The sequence below is a fragment of the Nocardia flavorosea NBRC 108225 genome (assembly GCF_001613385.1).
In the GTDB taxonomy this organism is placed as follows: Bacteria; Actinomycetota; Actinomycetes; order Mycobacteriales; family Mycobacteriaceae; genus Nocardia; species Nocardia flavorosea.
Genome location: NZ_BDCG01000008.1, coordinates 257,841 through 278,104 on the forward strand (window position 1 = coordinate 257,841; position 20,264 = coordinate 278,104).

The following is a 20,264-nucleotide window of genomic DNA, read 5'->3' on the forward strand; positions in this document are numbered from 1 at the left end:
GCCTCTTCCGCGGGGCCACATACGGTCTCGGTCATAGCGTCGGGTTATTGTTATGACCGATGACACACGAGAGTATCGAGCTCTCAGCGCTGCTGCAGCGCTGTGGCCATTCGGACGCCGAAGCTTTCGCCGAACTCTACGATCGGACCCGTACGCGGGTCTTCGGTCTGGTGTTACGTGTCCTACAGGATTCGGGGTTCGCCGAGGAAACGACGCAGGAGGTCTACCTGCAGACCTGGCGTACCGCCGCGAGTTTCGACCCGACCCGCGGTTCGGCGGTGACCTGGCTGATGACACTGGCGCATCGCCGTGCGGTCGACCGCGTACGCGCCGAACAGGCACATACTCAGCGGGAGATTGCCTACGGCGCCCGGGTAATCGGCCACGACTACGACGAGGTCATCGAGGAGGTCGAACGCAAACTCGACCATCAGGCCGTGGTGGTCGGCCTGCGTAGCCTCACCGACAACCAGCGCGAGGCGATTTCGCTGGCCTATTACGACGGCCGGACGTACGCGGAGGTCGCGCGGCAGCTCGATATCGGCCTGCCGACCGTCAAATCCCGGATCAGAGACGGACTGCTCAGATTGAAGAAGAGTATGGCGGCCGCCCCGCCCATCGGCGAGCGGCGGCCGATACGAGAACGGGCCGTTCACATTCCGCGCAGAGTGTGAACGGCCCGTTCTCTGTGTCCCTACCGCCCCCGGCCGGTAGCCGGCCGGGGGATCGGATCAGTGGGCGTGAGCGTGCCCGTGGTCGTCTTCTTCTTCGGCGGGCTTGTCCACCACGGCACTTTCGGTGGTGAGCACCATCCGCGCCACCGAGGCGGCGTTGATGACGGCCGAGCGGGTCACCTTGACCGGGTCCACGACACCGTCGGTGAGCAGATCACCGTAGGTCAGGGTGGCGGCGTTGAAGCCTTCCTTGCCCTCGCCGACCTTGCTCACCACTACGGCACCGTCGAGGCCGGCGTTGCTGGCGATCCAGTACAGCGGCGACCGCAGCGCGTCGCGCAGCACCTCGGCACCGACGGCCTCGTCACCGGACAGGCCGGCGATCAGACCGTCGAGCTTGGTACCGGCCTGTACGAGCGCGGTACCGCCGCCGGGCACAATGCCCTCCTCGACGGCTGCCTTGGCCGCGCTGACCGCATCCTCGACCCGGTACTTGCGCTCCTTGAGCGCGGTCTCGGTGGCCGCACCGACCCGGATCACCGCGACACCGCCGGCCAGTTTGGCCAGCCGCTCTTCGAGCTTCTCCCGGTCCCAATCGGAGTCGGTGGCCTCGATCTCGCGGCGCAGCTGCGCGCTGCGGGCGGCGATATCGTCCTGGGTGCCGGCGCCGTCGACGATCGTGGTGGTGTCCTTGGTGACCACGACGCGGCGGGCCGAACCGAGTACCTCGAGGCCCGACTCACGCAGGTTGATCCCCAGATCGGGGTTGACCACGGTACCGGCGGTGACGACGGCCAGATCGTCGAGGAACGCCTTGCGGCGATCACCGAAGAACGGCGCCTTGACTGCCACGGCCTTCAAGGTCTTGCGGATGGAGTTGACCACCAGGGTGGACAGCGCCTCGCCCTCGACGTCCTCGGCGATGATCAGGACCGGCTTACCGGATTCGGCGATCTTCTCCAGCAGCGGCAGCAGGTCCGGCAGGGAGCTGATCTTCTCGCGGTGCAGGAGGATCTGCGCATCCTCCAGTACGGCTTCCTGGCTGTCGCTGTCGGTGATGAAGTACGGCGACAGGTAGCCCTTGTCGAACTGGACACCCTCGGTGACCACCAGTTCGGTCTGCAGGGTGGAGGATTCCTCGACGGTGACCACACCGTCCTTGCCGACCGTGGTCAGCGCCTTGCCGACCATCTCGCCGATCTCCGGATCCCGCGAGGAGACGGTGGCGACCTGGGCGATGGCCTGTTCGCCGCTGACCGGGGTGGCCGCGGCCAGCAATGCTTCGGAAACCGCGTCGGCGGCCTGGGCCAGGCCCGCGCCGATGGCGATCGGGTTGGCACCGGCCGCGATGTTCTTCAGACCGCCGCGCACCATCGCCTGGGCGAGCACGGTGGCGGTGGTGGTGCCGTCACCGGCCACGTCGTTGGTCTTGGTGGCGACGCTCTTGACCAGCTGGGCGCCGAGATTCTCGAACGGATCCTCGAGATCGATATCACGCGCGATGGTGACACCGTCGTTGGTGACGGTGGGGCCGCCGAACGATTTGGCCAGCACCACATGCCGGCCACGCGGGCCGAGTGTGACCTTGACCGCGTCGGCGAGCTTGTCGACACCGCGCTCCAGTGCCCGGCGAGCCTGCTCGTCGAACTGGATCTGCTTTGCCATATGTCTTCGCTCCTGTATCTGGTGCGCTTCGAGTTGTGTGGCACAACGCACTCCGCCCCGGGTCAGCGTTCGACACCGGGGCGGAATGCATGCGCGGCAGTCGGATTACTTGCCGACGACAGCCAGCACGTCGCGCGCGGACAGGATCAGGTATTCCTCACCCTGGTACTTGATCTCGGTACCGCCGTACTTGCTGTAGATGACGGTGTCGCCCTCTGCGACATCCAGCGGGATGCGCTTTTCACCTTCGTCGTCCCACCGGCCGGGGCCGACGGCGACAACAGTGCCTTCCTGCGGCTTCTCCTTGGCCGTATCAGGGATGACCAGGCCGGAGGCGGTCGTCGTCTCGGCCTCGTTGGCCTGGACGAGGATCTTGTCCTCGAGCGGCTTGATGTTCACGCTCGCCACGTTGAGCCCTCCACTTTCAGGGGATAACGGTCGTCCGGAACTGTTGTCCCGGACCATCGATTCGGTCACGATGCTGACCCTGCGCATAGCCCCGTCGTCGCGGGTGCCGGGACCGCCTGCTCAGTAGTCAAGCCTGGCACCGGGCAACAATCGGTGCCAGCTAGCACTCTATACATGAGAGTGCCAGCGCTCAAGGGCAGGCGGTGCCAACCCGCCGATGGGCCCGGTCACAGCGAAACGATCTCGCTGTCACCAACACGCCGGCGAACGTGGCCGCTGGTCGCCGGGTTGGGGCGGACCACGGCGGGTAACCCCAGAGAAACAGGGCTTCCCAATGATTCTCCGACTCTGTAACGTTCGGATAACAGATCGTGGCACCATGGGTGATGGTTGTTCGCGAGCCCACCGCTTCCCGCAGACGGCGATGGTCTCGCGAACAGCCTCGCCCCATGTCCGGACAGGCCGGCGCGAACGACGAGGTTCCGCTCGAAAGGAGGTGAAGAGAATATGCGTACGTCGCTCGGCATCTCCGCCGGGAACGAGGTGGTGTGCTCCGCACTGGTCACCACCGCGGCCAATGGCGCGCGGAAGTTCGACTACCGGGTCGTCTCGGCGGAGGAACATTCCGACCTCGGCGATCTCGTCGCGTCCTCGATCGAGCTGATGACGACCCAACTGCCCGGGAGCCATCAGCACGAAGCCGTTTTCGGACCGCATGTTCCCGCCCCCCGGACCTCCGGCCTCGACGTCGTCGCCGAACGCCCGCCCACCGGCGTCGCCGTGGCCTACCGCGGTAAGGAACAGGCCCAGGCCATCCGGATGGCCACCGGCAAACATCGCGAACCGCAATTGGTCCCGGAGACCACCGCGGCACTCACCTTCCTGCGCGATACCGGCCTGCTGGACCGATACGGCACGGTCGCGGTGATCGACCTCGGCGCCTCCGGCTGCACGGTGTCGGTAGCCGATCCGGCCGACGGCACGGTCCTGCACACCGCCCGTACCACAACGGTCAGCGGGCGCGCGATCGACGATCTGCTGTACCGGCATCTGGTCGATCAGCACTACGCCCGGCGCGGCACCCGGCCCAACCGGAGCGTGCTGATCAATCGAGCGCGTACCGCCAAAGAACATCTCTCGGTCACCCAGGCCGTCACGATCGACCATATCGCCGGCCGGCCACTCAAACTCACCCGTACCGATTTCGAACTCCTCGCCGCCCGTCTACTGCGCGAACTGGCGCGGTTCACCTCGATGACCTTCGGCCTGGCCGACCGCTCGCCCGAAGCGGTCGTGGTGATCGGTGGCGGAGCGAATATCCCGGCGGTACTGGAAACCCTGCGCAGTGAACTCGATCTGCCCGTCCTGACAGTGCCGGATCCGGACGCCGTGATCGCCAAGGGCGCCGCGCTGCTCGCCGATACCGCCAGCGCCACCACGCCGATCGGCGCACTCACCCCCGACAAGTCCGGGAACACTCTGCTCAAGGCGTTCGGTACGGTCGCCGGCGCCATCGTGGTGGTCGGGCTGATCGTCGGGTACGGAGTGAACACCGGCACACCGAATTCCGACGACGAGGTCTCCCCCGCCGGAACGACCAGCAGCGCGCAGGGACCGCCCACCACCACGGCCGCCCCGACCACCTCTGTTGCTCCCACCACCACCGAGGCGGCACCGCAGCCGATCGAAGAACCCGCCGATACCGGTGCACCCTACGTACCGACCTACGAGCCCACCTACGAACCGCCGGTGACCACCGAGCCCCACACCGGCACGGCACCCTCCACCAGCGGCGAACCGACCTCACCCACCGAACCGACGACGATCACCGGCACCACCACCCCGCCGTCCTCGCAGCCGACCTTGCGCCCGGACCCGAACCTGCCACCCATCCCGTTCCCGGAAGGGCTCGGCCCGGGTGTCCTCGCACCGCCGCTGCCCCTCGAAGATCAACCCGCCCCGGACGATGCACCGTCCACCTCGGACAGGCCCTCCGAGGAAGGCACCCAGAGCACCGAAACCACCTTCCAGGCCACGCCCCCGCCACCCGCGCCGGCACCCCGTCGTCCCGGGACGGGATCCGCGGGGTAGCACCCTCTGTTCCCCGTACAGCGCGTGTTTTCGACTGTGCCACGTGATGAGCCGACCGTCACGATCCGGTCCGGCCGGGCCGCGGAAGTCGCGTTCGGAAGCGTCGACGCAGCCGCGGTCCAGAGTTCGGGGTCGCGCGCACAGTGTCCACGCCGACTCACCGGATCTTGGGCATTCCCCGGCGGGGTAGCCGCGTGCCACGGCGTTCGCGCCGCGATATCGACCGATCCCCGCTGGTCGCAGGGGTAGTCGCCGTCGAGCCGGTAAATCCGGACTGCATCGCTGCCGCATCGGCGTGTTCGGATCGCGCCACGCCGGACGGTACGGCCGTTCGGCAGCGGATGGCGATATCGGTGCCGCGCACGTTCACCGCGGGCGCAGAGGCGCGACAAACCCGCACCACGTGCAGGCGAGTCATACCGGTGCCCTCCGCCTCGACGGCCCCGGCAACACCTTTCGATAACCACCTACCCGGTCCGCGGTCGATACGGGACAGGCCGGTTCCTGCACACCCGGCATCGCGGCCGGCCGTGGACACGGTGGCCGGGGCGAACCGGAGGCCGAAACGCCGAAACCTATGGACCGCTCAGCTCACCTGGCTGACCGATACCGGCAGCCCCGGATCGCTGGCCACGGACAGAGGCGAGGGTTCGGCGCCGCCACCGATCACATGAGCGCCCAGCGCGGCGATCATCACCCCGTTATCGGTGCACAGCCGCGGTTTCGGTATCCGCAGCGTCAATCCCGCGGCGGCACATCGCTCTTCGGCCATGGAGCGGATTCGGGTGTTCGCGGTGGCGCCACCGCCGAGCACCAGCGTGTCCACGCCCACATCCTGGGCCGCCCGGATCGCTTTCATGGTCAGCACATCCGCGACCGCTTCCTGGAACGAGGCCGCGATATCGGGTATCGGCAACTCCTCGACCCCCTGCCTGTGCTGCGCCTCCACATACCGGGCCACTGCGGTTTTCAGGCCGGAGAAGGAGAAATCGTGGCGGGCGTCGCGCGGGCCGGTCATTCCGCGGGGGAAGGCGATCGCCGCCGGATCGCCGGTGACTGCGGCCGCGTCGAGTGCGGGACCTCCGGGGTATCCGAGGCCGAGCAGGCGGGCTACCTTGTCGAAGGCTTCACCGGCAGCGTCGTCCACGGTGCTGCCCAATTCGATCAGTGGCCGCGACAGATCCTCGACGTGCAGCAGATGCGTATGCCCACCGGACACCAGCAGCGCCACACACGGCGGCATCGGGCCGTGCTCGAGCGTGTCCACGGCGACGTGACCGCCGAGATGGTTCAACGCATAGAATGGAATATCCCAGGCCGCCGCATAGGCTTTGGCGGCCGCAACACCCACCAGCAGGGCGCCCGCGAGCCCGGGCCCGATGGTCACCGCGAGGGCGTCGGGGGCGACGATCCCGGCGGTGGACAGGGCGCGGCGCATGGCCGGCACGATCGCCTCGAGATGGGCACGCGACGCGATCTCGGGAACCACCCCACCGAAGCGGGCATGTTCGGCGACGCTCGAGGCCACCTCGTCGGCGAGAAGTTCACAGCTGCCGTCCGGATGGCGCCGTACGATTCCGACGCCGGTTTCGTCACAGGAACTCTCGATCCCCATGACGATCACGACAGCACCCCGTCCGGAGTACGCGGGACCACACCCGCCGGAACATCTTCCAGCGCGGGCCGGCGCATCGTGTACGCGTCGGCCCCACTGGGGTGGTAGTAGTTCTTGCGCAGGCCGATGATGTGGAAACCGTGTTTGGCGTACAGCGCGATCGCCGGCGCGTTATCGGTGCGCACCTCCAGGAACACCGGGCCGCCACGGCGCCCGGCCTCGGCCAGCAGCGCTTCCAGCAGAACGGTGCCGATGCCGGCCCGATGGCAGGCCGGATCGACCCCGATGGTGTGCACCTCGGCTTCCGGATGCTCGGCATCGCCGAGCAACGCGATCCCCGCGTAGCCGACCATCCGCCCGGACTCGTCGCGCGCGGTGATGTAGCGGTTGTAGCGGGCCGAAAGCTCCGAATGGAACGATACGGCCTGCCACGGGTCGTCCTCCGGGAACAGCAGTTGCTCCAATTCCACACAGCCTGCGATATCGGCCGGTGCCATGGGTGCTATCCGGATCCCCATCGTCACGCTCCCATCCGGTCGAGGGTGCGGTAGCTTTTCTCGACCGCGTCGGGTCGCCGCAGATACATCGGAACCAGGGGCTCCGGGGTCGCGCTCGACAGCAACGCGGGCACCGCCACCTGCGCCAGACCGGCAGGCGACGGAGTCTGCGCGGGCAGCACGGGCAGATCGAACATTGCGGTATGCGCCGCGGATCCGGCGATCTTGGTGGCGCCGGCGATATCCAGGTCGGCGGGTTTGCCGACCTCGGGTCCGGCGATGCGGCGGATACCGTGGCCGCGATACCGCGCGGAATACACCTCGCGCCGGCGGGCGTCGGTGACGACCAGCAGTTCGTCGTCGGGGCCGAGTTCATCGGCACAGTCGGCGGCGAGGGCATCCAGACTGCACACACCGTGCACCGGAATGCCCAGCGCATCACCGAACGCGGCGGCGGTGGCCATTCCGACACGCAGCCCGGTGAACGGTCCCGGACCGATCCCGGCCACCACTGCCGCGATATCCGTGCGGGCGATCCCCGCTTCGGAAATACATTCCAGAATCTGCGGGGTGAGCGCTTCGGCGTGGGCGCGGGCATCGACGAGCGTCCGGACGGCGAGGGTCCGCGGGCGGGCGGTGCCCGGGCTGTTCGCACCGGCCGCCGCCTGCTCCAGCTCGACCAGTCCCGCCGTGACGGCAGGCGTCGCGGTGTCGACAGCAAGTGCAAGCATGATTTGGTCCACGATACCGGGTGACCGACCGCACACGATGGTGGCGCACGGCTACTCGCCGGGGCCGGTGGCCACCCACTCCCAAGTAGCCGTCCGCACTTCGGATTCCGGTTCGCGGGCCATCCGCACGAGTAGATGGCGGCCCGTCAGCCGTTCCACTACACCGCTACCCCACTCCACCACGACGACCGCGTCGTCGAGCTCGGTATCGAGATCGAGGGCGTCGAGTTCGTCCGGACTGCCGCCGAGCCGGTAGGCATCGACATGCACCAGCGGCACCGGCGGACCGTCCGCGCGCGGGCCCGCGGCATGGCGGCGGGCAATGACGAAGGTCGGTGAACTGACCCGGCCACCGACCCCCAGACCTGCGGCGATACCGCGGGTGAGCGCAGTCTTGCCGGCCCCTAGCGGGCCGTCGAGTACCACCAGGTCACCCGCGCGCAGGCCGCTCGCGAGTTCGCGGCCGAGCGCCTCGGTATCGGCGACGGTCGGCAGTTCGCGCTCGAACCGCTGCTCGGGGGTGGTGGGCTGCCCCGCGCTGTGATCAGCCACCGGCGGCCTCGCTCAGATCGTCCTTGCCGACCACCCCGGCGCGAAGCAGCAGCCGATCCAGGGCGGCATTCGTCTCGTCCGGATACTGCAGCTGCGGCATATGCGCGCACTCCGGCAGCCGGACGAGTTCGCAATCGGCCAATTCCCGCGCCAGCGCACGGGAATTGCGGAACGGGATCACCAGATCGCGGATACCGCCGAGTACCAGAACCGGAAGATCGCGCAGCACCGGCAGTGCCGCGGCCTCGTCGTGTAATTCGATGGCCTTCAGGAACTTCACCACGGTTTCCACCGGTGTCCGGTCGATCATCATGGTGGTAAACCGCGACAGGGTCGGGCTCACCGGGCCGTGGAACGAACATGCATGCAGGATCGGCGTGATGATATGCCGGGCGGTGACCCGTCCGGCCTGCACCAGCGCCGGCGCGGTGTGCACGGCCAGCCGGAACCCGTCGATCGCCGGATTGCGCAGCAGCTGGCCGATCCCGGCGGAGGTCACCTCCGCGGCGGCGGTGGACAGCAGGGCCACAGCCCGCACGCGCTGCGTGAACAGATCACCCGCATGCGCGGCAGCGGCCAGCACCGCCATCCCGCCGAGAGAATGCCCGACCAGGATCAGCGGTCCACGCGGTGCCTTGGCATCGATCACCGTGAGCAGGTCGCGGCCGAGCTGGTTCACCGTGCAGCTGTCGGTTTCCGGGGTACCCGACCGGCCGTGCCCGCGCAGATCGAACAGCACAAGCCGCAGCCGCGAGCCCCAGCGTTGCGCCAGATGCCGGCGTTGGAAATGGAAGGACTCCATGCTGTTACAGAACCCGTGGATGAAAACCACGGTCGCCTCCGCATCGCCGGTGCCCCATTCGCGGGTGGCCAGGCAGACACCGTCGTCGGCGATCACCTCGCCGGCGCGGTCGAGATCGATCAGCGCGAAGTTCTCGTCCCGGTATTCGTCGCGCACCGGCGGCCACAGCACTTTCGCACCCGCCCGGCGTAGCGCATGCACACCGGCCATGACGCCCACTACACCGGCCGTGGCCAGCCCACCCCGCAACAACGTCGCCCTTGGTTTCACCGTGCTCCTCCCCTATGACAACGGTGTACCCGGCCGCGTGGCGCACACACCACTTCGTAGTGGATGGTGCCGAGGAGGTCCGCCCAGTCCTGGGCGCGCGGTTCCCCGCGGGTGCCGGGGCCGAACATGATGGCGGTATCGCCCTCCGCGACCCCGTCGCTGTTGTCACCGAGGTCGACCACGAGCTGGTCCATACAGACCCGCCCCCGGTTCGGCCGCCGGCGGCCACCGACCCACACCTCCATCCGGTTGCCGAGCGTCCGGAACACTCCGTCGGCGTACCCGGCCGGGATCAACGCGACCGTGGTGGCGGCAGGTGCGATCCACTCGTGGCCGTAGGAAACACCCTCCCCCGCGGCCACCTCCTTGACCAGCGCCACTTCGGCCTGGAAGGTCATCGCGGGCCGCAGATCGAATTCGCCGATATCCGGGACGGGCGTCAGGCCGTAGACGGCGATCCCCGGGCGGACCATGTCGAAAGCCAGATCCGGCCTGGTCAGGGTGGCCGCGGAATTGGCCAGGTGGACTAGTTCGGGTTCCAGCCCGTACTCCTTGGCCGTGGCGATGGCTTCCAGGAACCGGTCACGCTGCCGATCGATCACCGGGTGGTACGGCTCGTCGGCATGGGCGAGATGGGAGAAGATCGCCCGGAACCGGACGGTGTCCTCGTCGACCAGTTTGCGCAGGTCGGCGAGCACTCTCGGATAGACGAGCGGGTCGACACCGTTGCGGTTGAGCCCGGTATCGACCTTCAGCGTGACGATCGCGCGGCGGCCCAGCTCCCGGGCGGCCGCGGCCACCGCTGCCAGCTGTTCCGGCGAGGAGATACCGATCTCGATATCGGCGGCGACGGCGGCGGCGTAATCGGCGTCACAGACATTGAGCCAGCACAGGATCGGTGCCTCGATCCCGGCGCCCCGTAGCGCCACCGCCTCCTCGATCGTGGTGACCCCGAGTTCGGCCGCCCCCGCGGCCAGCGCCGCCCGCGCGACCTCGACGGCCCCGTGGTTGTAACCGTCGGCCTTGACCACCACCATCACCGCGGCGTCGCCGGCGTGTGCCCGCAGAACGCCCACATTGTGCGCGATGGCATCCAGATCGACGATCGTCTCCACTTGCCCATTCACATCTGCCGATACTGCCATCTCCCCGAATGGTCGAGTTCGATGCCCACCTGCATATGCCTCACCGACCAGCATCGGCCCATCCGGTGGCACCGGAGTTCACCCGGCCCGGAAAAGACCGGACTCCTGCAGTCGTGCAACGTCTCGGGTTGCCGGGCGGCAGTACCGCCTTTCGACGTCGTGAACCCGCCCCGCCCGCCGGCATCCTACGAGCTGTCGCCTCATCGACCGGGCGATAGAGCCCGCAAATGCGCGATGGCCTGCCTGAGATGGCGTAGGAGAAGACCTGCCGAGATCGGGGCGGTGCCGGAGTCCACGGAGTGCGCGGCGATATCGGCGGCGATTGCGTGCGCCCGCGCCGCCGCGGCCGCGGCCCATCCCGGTTCCCGGCCCGCGGCGAGCAGGGCACCGATCACACCCGACAGCACATCGCCGGCCCCGGCCGTGGCCGACCAGGATCCACCGGCCTCGTTGACCAGCACCGGCCTCCCGGGTTCGGCAATCAAGGTCGCCCGTCCTTTCAACAGCACCGTGACCTGCCATGCTTCGGCGAGTTCTCGCACCGCCGCGACGCGATCCGGACCGGGTTCACGGCCGGTGAGCCTGGTGAACTCGCCGGCATGCGGGGTGAGCACGGTAGCTGCCCGGCGACGACGGACCAGCTCGGGTTCCTGCGCCAGCAGAGTGAGACCATCGGCATCGACTACCACCGGTAGATCGGTGGCCAGGATCTCGGCGAGGCGATCGCGGGCGCCGCGGTCGATTCCGGAGCCGGGGCCGAATACCCAGGACTGGACCCGGCCGGTCGCGGCCGGCTCGGCGGTCACGATCACTTCCGGGTACTGCGCGAGGACGGCCGGGCCCCCGGTTCCGACATAACGGACCATTCCCGAGGTCGCGGCGACCGCCGCCCCGGTACAGAGCACCGCCGCGCCCGGATAGGTCTCGCTGCCGGCATGCACCCCGACAACTCCCTGCGTGTACTTGTCGTCCTCCGCCCCTGGCACGGGCCAGCCCGCGCCCACTTCCGCCGGTTCCAGCGCGGCGAGCTTCGGCTCCGGCAGTCGTAAACCGATGGGCACCAGTATGATCCGGCCACAACGCGACGCCGCCAACGCGTGCACCGGTTTTCGGGCACCGAACGCCACAGTGACCGCCGCCTGCACCGCGGGCCCGTCGGCCGCCCCGGTATCCGGATCGACACCGCTGGGCAGATCGGCGGCGATGATCGGAACGGTCAGCTCCGCGACGATTCTCGCCGCATCAGGACGCAACGACCCACGTCCGGAAATTCCGACGATCCCGTCCACCACCACATCCGCGCCGGCCAATTCTCCAAGGGCCGCATCCGGTTCAGCACATACCCTGCCCCCGGCCCGGCGCAATGCGGCAAGTCCGGCAGCATGGGCACGTTCCGGTTTCAACAGCACCGCGGTAACCGCCACACCACGCCGGCGCAGCATCGATCCCGCCCACAAGGCATCCCCGCCGTTGTCCCCGGAGCCCACCAGCAGCCCGACCCTCCGGCCGGCGACTCCACCACTGCGGGAGCGCAGTTCGGCCGTCACCACCGCGGCCAGCCCGTAGGCGGCGCGCCGCATCGGCATCCCCGCAGGGACCCGGGGGAACAATTCGGCCTCCGCCGCACGCACCTCATCAGCGGTGTAATAACCGGCCAGTTCGCCCACCGAACACACCTCCGCAGTCGACAGCCAACGACGCCAGCAGACTACGCTTGGCCGTCATGCCCCGACCTCACCGTGCCGTATCGGCCGCCGTCGCCGGACTCTCGCTCGTGGCGGCCCTGCTGGCCGGTTGCGGATCCGACGAGTCCGCGCCTTCCCGCTCCGACACGTCGGTCACCGGGGCGGCGGAGAACACCGAAAACGCGGAGGCGACGGTCACCGTGTTCGTCGAGGAGGACGCGTTCTCACCGGCCGAGATCACCATCACCGCGGGCGATACCGTGTCCTGGCATTTCGACGGCGATATCCCGCACGGTGTCCAGGGCATCGGCGACAAGGCGATGGGCCTGAACAGCCCGCTGTTCGAGGTCGGCAATTGGAGCTACACCTTCACCTCACCGGGCGAGTACCGCTACCTGTGCCCGATCCACCCGGATATGCGGGGAACGATCACCGTCGAGGAAGCCTGACCGGAACACTGCTGAGAGCGGACCTTTCCGGAACGGGCCGAATTCAGCGAGCCGGTCCGCCGCGAGAGCTCGAGGGTGCCGCGCGCCGGCTATCACGTGGGTACTCGCTACGGACGCGTCAGGGCGCATCCGCAGGCCACGTGCGAGGCCGGCGACGCGCTCGATACTCGCGTATAGAACAGCAGCGCACGCACGGACGGGCCGGTCGAGGCAATCGGAGACACGCCCCACCGGTGTCGCGGTGTCCCCGGCCGGGCACTCGCCGGTCAGTCGACGCCGTGGGCCCTGACTCCGGGGCGGCCAGAGCACCACATATCATCGCGTACAACGGAAGCGGAGGCAGCGGCTCCTACTCGACGGTCACCGATTTGGCGAGGTTACGCGGTTTGTCCACGTCGTAGCCGCGGGCCTGCGCCACCTCGGCGGCGAAGATCTGCAGCGGAACCGTCGACAGCAGCGGCTGGTACAGCGTCGGCGCGGACGGGATCTCGATCAGATCGTCGGCGAACGGCCGGACCAGATCGTCCCCCTCCTCGGCGATCACGATCGTGCGCGCACCCCGGGCCTGGATCTCGCGGATATTGCTGAGCAGTTTGGCGTGCAGCACCCCGCGCCCCTTCGGCGACGGCATCACCACGATCACCGGCAGCCCGTCCTCGATCAACGCGATCGGACCGTGCTTGAGCTCACCCGCCGCGAAACCCTCCGCGTGCATATACGCGAGTTCCTTCAGCTTGAGCGCACCTTCGAGCGCCACCGGGTAGCCGACATGGCGGCCGAGGAACAGGATGGTCCGCTCCCGCGCCAGTTCCCGGGCGATCGCCCGCACCTGCGGCGCCGTCTCCAGCACCCGGTCCACCAGCTTCGGCATGGCCTCCAGCTCGGCGAACTCGCGAGCCACCTCGTCGGGATACTTGGTGCCGCGCGCCTGCGCCAACGCCAACCCGACCAGCAGGTTCGCCGTCACCTGGGCGAGAAACGCCTTGGTCGAGGCGACCCCGATCTCCGGCCCGGCGCGGGTGTAGAGCACCGCATCGGATTCGCGGGGAATCTGCGCGCCGTTGGTATTGCAGACCGCCAGCACCCGCGCCTTCTGGCTCTTGGCATGCCGGACGGCTTCCAGCGTATCGGCGGTCTCACCCGACTGCGATACCGCGACCACCAGGGTCGAGCGGTCCAGCACCGGGTCGCGGTAACGGAATTCGCTGGCCAGCTCCACTTCGACGGGCAGCCGGGTCCAGTGCTCGATGGCGTACTTCGCGACCAGACCGGAGTGATAGGCGCTGCCGCAGGCCACCACGAACACCTTCTCCACATCGCGGAGTTCCTGGTCGGAAAGGCGCTGCTCGTCCAGCACGATCCGGCCGTCCAGGCCGGGGGTCTGGTCGAAATGACCGATGAGCGTATCGGCGACCGCGCCGGGCTGCTCCTCGATCTCCTTGAGCATGAAGTAGTCGTGGCCGCCCTTCTCGGCGGCGGCCAGATCCCAGTCGATGGTGAACGGCCGGGAGTGCACGCCCTCGGTGGAGCCGTGGAAATCGGTGACGCGGTAGCCGTCGGCGGTGATCACCACTGCCTGGCCTTCACCGAGCTCGACGGCTTCTCGGGTGTGCTCGATGAACGCGGTGACATCGGAGGCGATGAACATCTCGTTCTCGCCGACACCCACCACGAGCGGGGTCGAATGCCGGGCCGCCACGACCGTGCCCGGATGGTCGGCGTGGGTGAAGACCACCGTGAACGCGCCCTCGAGCCGCCGCAGCACAGCCAGCACGCTGGCCTCGAAATCGCCCGCGGTCGCCCCTTCGGCGTAGGCCCGCGACACCATGTGCACGGCGACCTCGGTATCGGTTTCGCTGCGCAACTCGACCCCGGCGTCCTCGAGTTCGCGACGCAGTTCGACGAAGTTCTCGATGATGCCGTTGTGCACAACCGCGACCTTGCCGCTCGCATCCTGATGCGGATGGGCGTTGCGATCGGTCGGCGCGCCGTGTGTGGCCCACCGGGTATGTCCCATTCCGGTGGACCCGGCGAACACGCCCGGCCCCGCGGCGTCCAGCGCCTCTTCCAGATTGCTCAGCCGCCCGGCGCGCCGCTCGATCGCGGCATGCCCGGTGCCGTCGAGAATCGCCACGCCCGCGGAGTCGTAACCTCGGTACTCCATGCGGCGCAAAGCAGCGACGACGACGCCCAACGCGTCCCGGTACCCGACGTACCCCACGATTCCGCACATGGCTCCCCAGACTACTTATCGGCTAGCCTTCTCGTCGTGTCGGCGTCTGTGAAATCACTTCTGAGCACTCTGACCAGCCGCGGCCCGCACCGGGTGCTCCGCGGGAATCTGGCCATCGCGGGCCAGCCCGGGGTGGTGTACACGCCCGAGAGCGGCCGCGACCTACCGGCTGTGGCCTTCGGCCACGGCTGGCTCAACCGCGCCGGTAACTACTCCACGCTGCTGGAACACCTCGCATCCTGGGGCATTGTCGCCGCCGCGCCGGATACCGAACGCGGTCCGCTGGCCTCCCATCTGAACCTGGCCACCGACCTGCTCACCACCCTCGATATCTGCACCGGTGTCCGCCTCGGTGACGGCACCATCACCGTCCATCCCCAACGTCTGGCCCTCGCAGGCCACGGCATGGGTGCCGGCGCCGCCGTGCTCGCCGCCGCCCAGCGCCGGGTGGCCGCGGTCACGCCTTTGTTCCCAGCTCCCACCACACCGCCGGCCGAAACGGTGGCCCCCGATATCGATACGCCCGCTCTGATCCTGGCCGGCGTCTCCGATATCGACTCCCTCAACTCCAACGCGGTGCCCCTTGCGGCGGCCTGGTCGGGTCCGGCGATCCTGCGCACCCTCGAAGGTGCCGGCCCCACCGGCCTCGCCGAGGGCCGCCGCCTGCTTTCCGCTCTCGGCGGCGGCAAACACGAACCGAAAACGGCCCGCGCCACCCGCGCCCTCCTCACGGGCTACCTCCTGCACACCCTCCTCGGCGACAAGACCTACGCCGCCTTCTCGGACCCGGAGACGTCGATCCGCCACACCCACGTCATCGACCCGGCGGCCGCGCTTCTGGACCAAGAGGAAACCCGCCGAGCCGCCGCGACGCCTGATCCGGCAACGGTAGGCAAGCTGGTCCGCACACTGCGCAAATAACCACCGCGACCGGAGCACCACTTCGCACCGGTCGTCCCTGCATGCCGAATAACATGACGGGATGTCCACGACGGAGGTCGAGCACCCAGACCTGCCCGAATACCTCACCTGGGAGCAACTCGACAATCTTCCCGAGGAGCTCGCTGCCCAGATCGAACTCTGGGACGGCCGCGTGGTCTGGGCGGACCGGGGGCCGTTCGAGCATCAGCAGTACACAGGAACGTTCTGGTCGGCACTGCGTCGGAATGCCCGCGACGATATGACTCGCCACGCCGGGCACTGCCGGTCCGGCGAGTAGGACATCGCTTGCCGGGACAGATCCACGAAGGCGTCCGCCCGCTGACCATTCACATCCCCTGGGACGAACTCGAATTCTGACCGACCGCGGTCTACGCGAAGAGTCGAGCGCGTAGCTGTCCCGGGCACTGGAGCACTAACGAACCTATGGTGATCCATATCACAGGCTGTCAGGTTTTCCAATGCTGCGTTGTCTTGTTTTCGAACCCTCGAAACGAAGGAGACACCGTGAGCAACAACATCGATGTGGTGGTGGTCGGCGGCGGATATGCCGGAGTGATGGCGGCCAATCGCCTGACCAAACGCGACGACGTGACGGTGACCGTGATCAATCCGCGAGAGATCTTCGTCCCACGGCTACGGTTACACCAACTGGTGGGAGGCACGCACGATGCGGTCGTCGACTATCAGGACGTCCTGGCCGAGGGTGTCCGACTGGTCGTCGACAGCGTGACACGAATCGATCCCGCCGAACGGAGCCTGGCACTGGCCGACGGCACAACGATCGGTTACGACTACCTGATCTATGCGGTGGGCAGCTCCGGCGCCGTGTCGCGAGTCCCCGGCGCGGCCGAATTCGCGTACCCGGTGGCGACATTGGAGGCGGCGCAGCGGCTCAGGTCGGCGTTGTTCGATATCCCCATGACCGCGCCGGTGACGGTGATCGGCGGCGGCCCGACCGGTATCGAAACCGCCGCGGAACTGGCCGAGCGGGGACGTGCGGTCACCTTGATCTGCGGCAGTGTTCTCGGCGCCTATCTGCACCCGAAGGCCCGGCGCACTGCCCGCAAGTACTTCGCCCGGCTGGGGGCGACCGTGATCGAAGGCTCCGACGCGACGGTCACGGCGGTCACGCAGGGCGCCGTCGAACTCGGCGACGGCCGGACACTCGCGAGTGAACTCACCATCTGGACCGCAGGTTTCGACGTACCCGACCTGGCCAAGCGCAGCGGACTGCGCACCGATACCACCGGGCGCCTGCTCACCGACGAAACACTGACGAGCGTCGACGACGACCGCATCATCGCGGCAGGTGACTCGGCGGCCCCCTCGAACCTCCCGTTCCGCATGAGCGCCTACACCGCCTACTGCCTTGGCGCCCACGCCGCCGACACCATCCTGCACCGCATCGCGGGCGAACAGCCGGCCCCGATAGACCTCGCCTTCCCCGCCATGTGCCTCAGCTTCGGTCGCGAAGCCGGGATCTACCAGCTCGGCCACAAGGACGAAACCGGGATGCGGCTGTACCTCAGCGGGTTCGCGGGAAAGAAACTCAAGGAATTCGCCTGCGAGGCAGGTATCAAACACTTGGCGACCGAAGCGCACAAGCCGGGCTCCCACCGCTGGCTCAAGGACGGCAAACACCGCCCACAACTACTGCAGGAACAGCGCGATAACGCGTCGGCACCGGTCACCTAGAACATCGAAATCCGCCTGGAGCCGACCGGATACACCCGGTCGCAAGATCCAGCACCTGACACGCCGGTATCGACTCGAAGTCGTCTACGCGATGCTCACCGACACCGACTGTCCGAGCTCGGTGCGGACAGTCATAACCACCGCACAGGTCCTTGCCTCCGACGGCCCACTCGAGAGATCCAGGAACGCCGTCAGACCAGCCAGCTACCTCGCTGGTAATACTTCGCCTCGTCGTCACCATCGTCGTCTACCGGAGCAACGATGTTGTTTCTGCGGCGCGCCGCAGCGGAGCGCGCGATTGCCTCACGCGCGTCCAGCTCGCCACCCTGCACCGGTTGCGACAGGGATCCGGTTTCATAGCTTCGGTACAAGGACCCGCCACCTGTGACGTGCGGAGCGAAAGTCTCCTGTTGTCTGCGCAGCTCCTGATCCCGCGACTGGTGCGTCTCGATTTCGCGCAGTCGAAATGGCTCCGCTCCAGACTGCCGCTCGGCCGGAGGTGCCTGATGCTCATGAGGTCGATCGCCCGCGTCAACCGGCTGATCACGCCCGTTGCCCTCCTGACCGGCTGCATACTCGGCCATTTCCTGCCAGAACTGGTTCATCTCGGCCGCCCACTGTTCGGCCACCTGGCGATTCTCAGCTTCGCGCCGGGCCTTCGCCTCCGCCATCCGCGCCACCATATGTTCGGCGTACCGGCGGGATTCCTCACCGATCCGTTCAACTTCGCTCGCCATATCTACCTCACCGACTACAACCGAAAACCATCACCGGGAATCCCGCCTGTCTACAGCGGACCTGCTTCTGCCAATTGGGCACCGGTATCGACTGGGGGAGCGGGGGGCGGAGCCGACAGCTCTGGTTCAGTCGCTTCCTCCTCCGGTTGCTGTGGTGGCGGATAACTCTGAGGCTGATGCTCCCCATCTTCCTGTTGTTTTCCGCTCGGAGCTCCTGGCACACCCGCAGGTGGATTAGTGGGCTGTTGATTCTCCGTCTCCGGCGGAACTGTTTCGCCAGGTGAGTCCTCGCTGACGATCGCCGGCTTACCGTCCGGTCCGACTTCGATTTTGTATGTGACCGGGTCACCGGTCGAGCTATCCACCACAAGTTTCAACTGGCCATCGGATCCAACTTCCAGTTTATAGCTCTGACCGTTGAACTCGACACCCTTATCGTCCTCAGTATCCGGTTTACCGTCGCCGTCGGCATCTTTATCCGGATTGCCGTCACCATCGAGATCCTTGTCGGGCTCTTCGTCATCCCCCGGATCGAGTACGTCCTCGGCTTGCTCCCGCAGCTGCTCGAGTGTGCTCGTGATCTGCTGCGTTGCCGAACTCACCAAACTGTTCAGACCCTCGGTCACCTGGGTCCCGATACCCGAGGAAGCGAGTTGGGTTCCCAACGCCGCAATGGTCGACAGTGGGTTGTCGGTATTGGCCGTAGTCGTCGAGGGCGTGGTCGTGGACGGTGCTGTTGTGGTCGACGGCGTCCCCGTTGTCGTCGGCGTTCCGGTACCCGTCGGCTGGCCGGTCGTGGTCCCGGCCGGGTTCGTAGTTTGTGGCGATTGCGAAACCTTCGGGCACGGATACTTCGTCCCGTTCAATTTCGCGAATGCATTGGCCAGCTCGTTGTAGGCGTTCGCCAGGTCTTGGTTCGTTCGGTCGCAAGCGCCAATAAACTCGCCGAGGTTTTCCTCGTACTCCCTTTTGAAGGTATCATTCAGCCAACTGATACAACGGGCCTTCATTTTTCCATTGTAAGTATGCTCAGGGTCGTCACCGCCGGGCTGAACGATCATCAGAGTATGGCCCGACTGAGCGCATTCGGGGAATATCCGATTCATCTTGTCCACCAGAGTATCGCTGCCGAGACTCGAACTCCATCCGTATCCGTGAGCAAAAGTGATGATACTGTCGATATCTTCGGGCGTCTTATTGTCGACCTTGATATCGTCGCCAACCGAAATACCCGCAGCCGCATCCGCCTCTATCGCAAGCGCCTTTCGGAGAGCCTGCGGAGCTGCGTCCATTTCCTCGTGAACCTTGCGCACGATATCAAGATCAGCCGCAGAAAGTTCGAGTTGCGTCGCCATCATATTCGAGGCCGCAGTTGCCGCCTCGCCCCACCAAACCGTAGGGATCGTTTGTGCATAAACCGCCTGCTGGTTTCGCTCGGCGGCAACTCGATCAATCACGATCCTCAATGCATCGGCAGACCGCCTGAACGCATCTTCATTCAATCCATTATGCTGATAGAAAAGTTTGTGCAGATCCACGTAAGGCCGAAAGTTCGGAGACGTTGCGTCACCGACCCATCGCAGGTAGCGAACCTCCAATATTTCGAAATACCGTAGCGCTCTCGATCCCGTATCGATAAGTTCGGAGCATTTACGATTCTCCATGGTCAGCTCGCAGCCTGCTGAGTGTTGTCCGAGTTTTCCTTGTCCACGGTCGATACTTCGACGACGGTCTGCCCCATCGCATCACCAGTCAACTGCGTGGCTTCGGACCAGTCCTTCAGCCATTGCTGCACCGCCAGAAGGCCGTTATGAATTGCGTCGCCTTGCGTCTTGTATCCGAAACCGGTGTCGGTGGGAGCCACCATAGCCACCTGCTGCACCTGCCCGTTCACGACGCCTGCGCTGTCACGCATTTTGGTTCCCAGACTCACCAGGCCATCGCCCTGAACCCCGACCTCACCCGTACTCATGGATCTCCCCTCCGTCCTGCCCGCCCCTCCCGGGAACTCCCCGATCGGCCCTGCGGCGCTCTGCTGCTACTTGATTCGACGCGCCCGCCCGAGGTTCGGTT

19 protein-coding genes are annotated in these 20,264 nt (G+C 66.9%); 6 read left to right on the top strand and 13 right to left on the bottom strand.

Annotated features, from left to right (window positions below):
• The first annotated feature begins 59 nt into the window (after positions 1–59).
• Entirely contained in the window at positions 60–674 is a 615-nt protein-coding gene (gene sigK / locus NFL01S_RS09340; protein ID WP_084492535.1) for an ECF RNA polymerase sigma factor SigK, read from the top strand.
• 57 nt (positions 675–731) lie between these two features.
• On the opposite strand, the gene groL is transcribed toward sigK, so the two are convergent.
• Positions 732–2,339 carry a chaperonin GroEL gene (gene groL / locus NFL01S_RS09345; protein WP_062973466.1) on the bottom strand — a complete coding sequence of 536 codons (1,608 nt, stop codon included), beginning with the start codon at positions 2,337–2,339 and terminating at the stop codon, positions 732–734.
• A 105-nt stretch (positions 2,340–2,444) separates the two neighbouring features.
• A complete protein-coding gene (groES, locus tag NFL01S_RS09350; RefSeq protein WP_033243423.1) occupies positions 2,445–2,747 on the bottom strand; it encodes a co-chaperone GroES in 303 nt (100 codons plus the stop codon).
• Positions 2,748–3,254: 507 nt separating this feature from the next.
• Between groES and NFL01S_RS09355 the strand changes: the two genes are divergently transcribed.
• Positions 3,255–4,838, top strand: a complete 1,584-nt coding sequence (locus NFL01S_RS09355) for a DUF7159 family protein (protein ID WP_062973468.1) — start codon at positions 3,255–3,257, stop codon at positions 4,836–4,838.
• Between the two features lie 586 nt (positions 4,839–5,424).
• On the opposite strand, the gene tsaD is transcribed toward NFL01S_RS09355, so the two are convergent.
• The 7 genes from tsaD to NFL01S_RS09395 form a co-directional block, all read right to left on the bottom strand.
• Positions 5,425–6,462 (bottom strand): tRNA (adenosine(37)-N6)-threonylcarbamoyltransferase complex transferase subunit TsaD, encoded by a 1,038-nt coding sequence (gene tsaD / locus NFL01S_RS09365; protein ID WP_062973472.1) that lies wholly within the window; start codon positions 6,460–6,462, stop codon positions 5,425–5,427.
• Positions 6,459–6,971 carry a ribosomal protein S18-alanine N-acetyltransferase gene (gene rimI, locus NFL01S_RS09370; protein WP_062973474.1) on the bottom strand — a complete coding sequence of 171 codons (513 nt, stop codon included), beginning with the start codon at positions 6,969–6,971 and terminating at the stop codon, positions 6,459–6,461. Before rimI ends, tsaD begins: the two co-directional genes overlap by 4 nt.
• 2 nt (positions 6,972–6,973) lie before the next feature.
• The gene (gene tsaB, locus NFL01S_RS09375; protein WP_062973477.1) at positions 6,974–7,681 is read right to left on the bottom strand and encodes a tRNA (adenosine(37)-N6)-threonylcarbamoyltransferase complex dimerization subunit type 1 TsaB; all 708 of its coding nucleotides are present in this window, start codon (positions 7,679–7,681) and stop codon (positions 6,974–6,976) included.
• Between the two features lie 51 nt (positions 7,682–7,732).
• Positions 7,733–8,233, bottom strand: coding sequence for a tRNA (adenosine(37)-N6)-threonylcarbamoyltransferase complex ATPase subunit type 1 TsaE (gene tsaE, locus NFL01S_RS09380; protein ID WP_062973478.1), 501 nt, complete (start codon positions 8,231–8,233; stop codon positions 7,733–7,735).
• The gene (locus NFL01S_RS09385) at positions 8,226–9,245 is read right to left on the bottom strand and encodes an alpha/beta fold hydrolase (RefSeq protein WP_084492536.1); all 1,020 of its coding nucleotides are present in this window, start codon (positions 9,243–9,245) and stop codon (positions 8,226–8,228) included. The genes tsaE and NFL01S_RS09385 overlap by 8 nt, the downstream gene beginning before the upstream one ends.
• Before the next feature lie 56 nt (positions 9,246–9,301).
• Positions 9,302–10,450: an alanine racemase gene (gene alr / locus NFL01S_RS09390; protein ID WP_062973483.1), complete on the bottom strand. Its 1,149-nt coding sequence runs from the start codon at positions 10,448–10,450 to the stop codon at positions 9,302–9,304.
• A 200-nt stretch (positions 10,451–10,650) separates the two neighbouring features.
• Positions 10,651–12,108, bottom strand: a complete 1,458-nt coding sequence (locus NFL01S_RS09395) for an NAD(P)H-hydrate dehydratase (protein ID WP_062973797.1) — start codon at positions 12,106–12,108, stop codon at positions 10,651–10,653.
• Positions 12,109–12,173: 65 nt separating this feature from the next.
• On the opposite strand from NFL01S_RS09395, the gene NFL01S_RS09400 reads away from it, so the two are divergent.
• Positions 12,174–12,584, top strand: coding sequence for a cupredoxin domain-containing protein (locus NFL01S_RS09400; protein WP_062973485.1), 411 nt, complete (start codon positions 12,174–12,176; stop codon positions 12,582–12,584).
• Positions 12,585–12,933: 349 nt separating this feature from the next.
• Here the strand turns inward: NFL01S_RS09400 and glmS are convergent, their stop codons facing one another.
• On the bottom strand, positions 12,934–14,817 hold the full coding sequence (gene glmS, locus NFL01S_RS09405; protein ID WP_062973487.1) for a glutamine--fructose-6-phosphate transaminase (isomerizing): 1,884 nt from the start codon (positions 14,815–14,817) through the stop codon (positions 12,934–12,936).
• A gap of 36 nt (positions 14,818–14,853) precedes the next feature.
• On the opposite strand from glmS, the gene NFL01S_RS09410 reads away from it, so the two are divergent.
• The 3 genes from NFL01S_RS09410 to NFL01S_RS09420 all read left to right on the top strand — a co-directional run bounded on the left by NFL01S_RS09410 (position 14,854) and on the right by NFL01S_RS09420 (position 17,454).
• On the top strand, positions 14,854–15,738 hold the full coding sequence (locus tag NFL01S_RS09410; RefSeq protein WP_062973489.1) for a poly(ethylene terephthalate) hydrolase family protein: 885 nt from the start codon (positions 14,854–14,856) through the stop codon (positions 15,736–15,738).
• A gap of 61 nt (positions 15,739–15,799) precedes the next feature.
• Positions 15,800–16,036, top strand: a complete 237-nt coding sequence (locus tag NFL01S_RS36275; protein WP_062973491.1) for a hypothetical protein — start codon at positions 15,800–15,802, stop codon at positions 16,034–16,036.
• Between the two features lie 227 nt (positions 16,037–16,263).
• Complete coding sequence (locus tag NFL01S_RS09420) at positions 16,264–17,454, top strand: NAD(P)/FAD-dependent oxidoreductase (protein WP_062973493.1); 1,191 nt, start codon at positions 16,264–16,266, stop codon at positions 17,452–17,454.
• Positions 17,455–17,645: 191 nt separating this feature from the next.
• On the opposite strand, the gene NFL01S_RS09425 is transcribed toward NFL01S_RS09420, so the two are convergent.
• The 3 genes from NFL01S_RS09425 to NFL01S_RS09435 form a co-directional block, all read right to left on the bottom strand.
• Positions 17,646–18,191, bottom strand: coding sequence for a hypothetical protein (locus tag NFL01S_RS09425; protein WP_062973495.1), 546 nt, complete (start codon positions 18,189–18,191; stop codon positions 17,646–17,648).
• A 50-nt stretch (positions 18,192–18,241) separates the two neighbouring features.
• Positions 18,242–19,729 (bottom strand): mucin-associated surface protein, encoded by a 1,488-nt coding sequence (locus NFL01S_RS09430; RefSeq protein WP_157116386.1) that lies wholly within the window; start codon positions 19,727–19,729, stop codon positions 18,242–18,244.
• 128 nt (positions 19,730–19,857) lie between these two features.
• On the bottom strand, positions 19,858–20,163 hold the full coding sequence (locus NFL01S_RS09435; RefSeq protein ID WP_062973499.1) for a hypothetical protein: 306 nt from the start codon (positions 20,161–20,163) through the stop codon (positions 19,858–19,860).
• Positions 20,164–20,264: the final 101 nt, after the last annotated feature.

What these genes read in the sequence shown, in the direction of transcription:
- sigK (WP_084492535.1), top strand. Translation starts at nt 60, where the DNA reads ATGACACACGAGAGTATCGAGCTCTCAGCGCTGCTGCAGCGCTGTGGC.
- NFL01S_RS36275 (WP_062973491.1), top strand. Translation starts at nt 15,800, where the DNA reads ATGTCCACGACGGAGGTCGAGCACCCAGACCTGCCCGAATACCTCACC.
- NFL01S_RS09425 (WP_062973495.1), bottom strand. Translation starts at nt 18,191, where the DNA reads ATGGCGAGCGAAGTTGAACGGATCGGTGAGGAATCCCGCCGGTACGCC.
- rimI (WP_062973474.1), bottom strand. Translation starts at nt 6,971, where the DNA reads ATGGGGATCCGGATAGCACCCATGGCACCGGCCGATATCGCAGGCTGT.
- glmS (WP_062973487.1), bottom strand. Translation starts at nt 14,817, where the DNA reads ATGTGCGGAATCGTGGGGTACGTCGGGTACCGGGACGCGTTGGGCGTC.
- alr (WP_062973483.1), bottom strand. Translation starts at nt 10,450, where the DNA reads ATGGCAGTATCGGCAGATGTGAATGGGCAAGTGGAGACGATCGTCGAT.
- NFL01S_RS09385 (WP_084492536.1), bottom strand. Translation starts at nt 9,245, where the DNA reads ATGGCCGGTGTGCATGCGCTACGCCGGGCGGGTGCGAAAGTGCTGTGG.
- NFL01S_RS09435 (WP_062973499.1), bottom strand. Translation starts at nt 20,163, where the DNA reads ATGAGTACGGGTGAGGTCGGGGTTCAGGGCGATGGCCTGGTGAGTCTG.
- NFL01S_RS09355 (WP_062973468.1), top strand. Translation starts at nt 3,255, where the DNA reads ATGCGTACGTCGCTCGGCATCTCCGCCGGGAACGAGGTGGTGTGCTCC.
- NFL01S_RS09400 (WP_062973485.1), top strand. Translation starts at nt 12,174, where the DNA reads ATGCCCCGACCTCACCGTGCCGTATCGGCCGCCGTCGCCGGACTCTCG.
- tsaB (WP_062973477.1), bottom strand. Translation starts at nt 7,681, where the DNA reads ATGCTTGCACTTGCTGTCGACACCGCGACGCCTGCCGTCACGGCGGGA.
- groL (WP_062973466.1), bottom strand. Translation starts at nt 2,339, where the DNA reads ATGGCAAAGCAGATCCAGTTCGACGAGCAGGCTCGCCGGGCACTGGAG.